4 protein-coding genes and 1 pseudogene are annotated in these 2716 nt (G+C 70.8%); 4 read left to right on the forward strand and 1 reads right to left on the reverse strand.

All coding sequences use genetic code 11. The features are described 5' to 3' along the window. A partial coding sequence (locus tag JWN97_RS08680; RefSeq protein ID WP_297621371.1) for a hypothetical protein occupies positions 1–185 on the reverse strand: 185 nt, incomplete at its 3' end. A gap of 115 nt (positions 186–300) precedes the next feature. Here JWN97_RS08680 and rimP point away from each other — a divergent pair. The 4 genes and pseudogenes from rimP to JWN97_RS08700 form a co-directional block, all read left to right on the forward strand. After that, entirely contained in the window at positions 301–789 is a 489-nt protein-coding gene (gene rimP / locus JWN97_RS08685; RefSeq protein WP_297621373.1) for a ribosome maturation factor RimP, read from the forward strand. Then, positions 789–1780, forward strand: a pseudogene (gene nusA / locus JWN97_RS08690) (transcription termination factor NusA). The gene rimP and the pseudogene nusA overlap by 1 nt, the downstream one beginning before the upstream one ends. 80 nt (positions 1781–1860) lie before the next feature. After that, positions 1861–2169 carry a YlxR family protein gene (locus JWN97_RS08695; protein WP_297621377.1) on the forward strand — a complete coding sequence of 103 codons (309 nt, stop codon included), beginning with the start codon at positions 1861–1863 and terminating at the stop codon, positions 2167–2169. Positions 2170–2266: 97 nt separating this feature from the next. Then, the coding region (locus JWN97_RS08700) for a translation initiation factor IF-2 N-terminal domain-containing protein (protein WP_297621375.1) at positions 2267–2716 on the forward strand (450 nt) is incomplete at its 3' end.

The following is a 2716-nucleotide window of genomic DNA, read 5'->3' on the forward strand; positions in this document are numbered from 1 at the left end:
GCCCGGGCCCGCACCAGCTCGACCACGACCGCCGCGACCAGCTCGGAGTCCGGCGGCGGCGACTGGGTGGCGGGCGTCGAGCCGCCCCCGCGCACGGGCGGATCGATGTCGCACGCCGCCAGGACCAGCGGCGCGGCGAGCGCCGAGCCCAGCGTCGTACGACGAGAGAGCGGGCGACCGGGCACGCCCGCACCCTAACCGGGTGACCGGCCGGACCGGACCAGTCGGCAGGGGATGACCGTCCTTCGGCGAGGGCCGCTATCGTGATCCCACAACAACTGCACAAGGAGGTCGCCACCGATGAGCACCCCCCACCAGGACGCCACCCGGGACCGCATCGAAGCGGAGCTGATCGACCCCTTGAGAGTGATGGAGATCGACGTCGAGGCCGTCGAGCTCACCCCCGCCGGCAAGCGCCGCGTGCTGCGGGTGGCCGTCGACAAGGACGGTGGCGTGACCCTCGACGACGTCGCCGACGCGACCCGCGAGGTCTCCCGCGTGCTCGACGAGTCCGACGTGATGGGCGAGATGCCCTACACCCTCGAGGTCACCTCCCGGGGCGTCGACCGCCCCCTGACCCTGCCGCGCCACTGGCGCCGCAACGCCGACCGGCTGGTCAAGGCCACGCTGGCCGACGGCACCAGCCTGACCGGACGCATCCTCGCCTCCGACGACACCGCCGCGACGCTCGACGTGGACGGCGAGCAGCACGAGGTCGCCTACGCCGACGTGGCCAAGGCGCTCGTGCAGGTCGAGTTCAACCGCAAGACCGAGAAAAAGGACGACTGATGGACATCGATCTGAGCATCCTGCGGATGCTGGAGCGCGAGAAGGAGATCTCCTTCGAGGTGCTGGCCGAGGCCATCGAGCAGGCCCTCCTCACCGCCTACCAGCGCGCCACCGAGTCCCAGCGCCCCGCGCGCGTCGAGCTGGACCGCAAGAGCGGCCACGTGACCGTGTGGGCGCGCGAGATCGACGAGGACGGCACCGCCGGCCCGGAGTACGACGACACCCCCGTCGGCTTCGGCCGGATCGCGGCCACCACCGCCAAGCAGGTCATGCTGCAGCGGCTGCGCGACGCCGAGGACGAGATCAGGTTCGGTGAGTTCGCCGGCAAGGAGGGCGACATCATCTCCGGCGTCATCCAGCAGGGCCGCAACCCCGACGACGTGATGGTCGACCTCGGCAAGCTCGAGGCGATCCTCCCGGTCAGCGAGCGCGTGCCGGGGGAGGAGTACGTCCACGGCGAGCGCATCAAGTGCCTGGTGACCTCCGTCCGCAAGGGCATGCGCGGACCCCAGATCACGCTCTCTCGCTCCCACCCCACGCTGGTGAAGAAGCTCTTCGCCCTCGAGGTGCCCGAGATCGCCGACGGCACCGTGGAGATCGCCGGCATCGCTCGCGAGGCCGGCCACCGCACCAAGATCGCCGTCCACTCCACGGTCCCGGGCGTCAACGCCAAGGGCGCCTGCATCGGCCCGATGGGCCAGCGGGTGCGCAACGTGATGAGCGAGCTGCACGGCGAGAAATCGACATCGTCGACTGGGCCGAGGACCCGGCCGAGCTGGTCGGGCACGCCCTCTCGCCGGCCCGGGTCACCTCCGTGGAGATCGTCGACCTGGCCACCCGCTCCTGCCGCGTCGTCGTACCCGACTTCCAGCTCTCCCTCGCCATCGGCAAGGAGGGCCAGAACGCCCGGCTCGCCGCCCGGTTGACGGGGTGGCGTATCGACATCCGTTCGGACGAGGCCCCGCATCCCGACGCGGCTCCCAGTTCGTAAACCACTGGCCCCACGCAGTAGAGTGGACTGCAGTGGCCACCACGTCTGACAACTCTGCGCCCGGACCCGTCCGGACCTGTGTGGGTTGTCGGGCCAGGGCCGCTGCGAGCGAGCTGCTGCGGGTGGTCGCAGGCTCGGACGCCGAGGGCCGACCGGCCCTGGTGCCCGATCCGGACCACCGGGCACCCGGACGCGGGGCGCACCTGCACCCCACGCACGAGTGTTGGCAGCTCGCGGTGCGACGCAGGGCTTTCCCCCGGGCACTCCGCTCGGGCGGCACGCTCGCCGACGCACCGGTGGGGGACTACCTCGCCGCACTGCAGCACGACCAGCACGACCAGTCCGAATCACAGCAGCACCGACCAGAAACTGGAGCACACAGCTCATGAGCACTCGATGAGTAACTCGTAATGAGTGTGCACACCCACTAGCTGTTCCGTTTCCCTCTTCTTCTGGGTCACGGACCAGAAGGAGTAGTAAACAACCGTGGCAAAGACCCGAGTCCACGAACTCGCCAAGGAGTTCGGAGTCGAGAGCAAGTTCGTTCTCGAGAAGCTCAAGGAGATGGGTGAGTTCGTCAAGTCGGCTTCGTCGACTGTCGAGCCCCCCGTCGAGATGCGCTTCAAGAAGCAGTACGGCGACGAGCTGAAGGCCGCAGCGGCCTCCGCTCCCGCCGCCGACACCGCGACCGAGGCGCCGGCCAAGAAGGCCGCTCCCCGGCCCGGTCCCAAGCCCGCACCGGCTCCTGCCGCGACCGAGGCGCCGACCGAGACCCCGGCCGAGGCGCCTGCAGAGGCGCCTGCAGAGGCGCCTGCAGAGGTCGCCGCTCCGGCCCCCGTCGAGGAGGCCGCCCCGGCCGCCCGGCCCGGCCCGAAGCCCGGCCCGAAGGCCCCTGCGGCCGAGCCCGAGGCGCCCCCGGCGGAGCCCGAGGCACCT

The sequence above is a fragment of the Nocardioides sp. genome, assembly GCF_025965415.1.
Lineage (GTDB): Bacteria > Actinomycetota > Actinomycetes > Propionibacteriales > Nocardioidaceae > Nocardioides.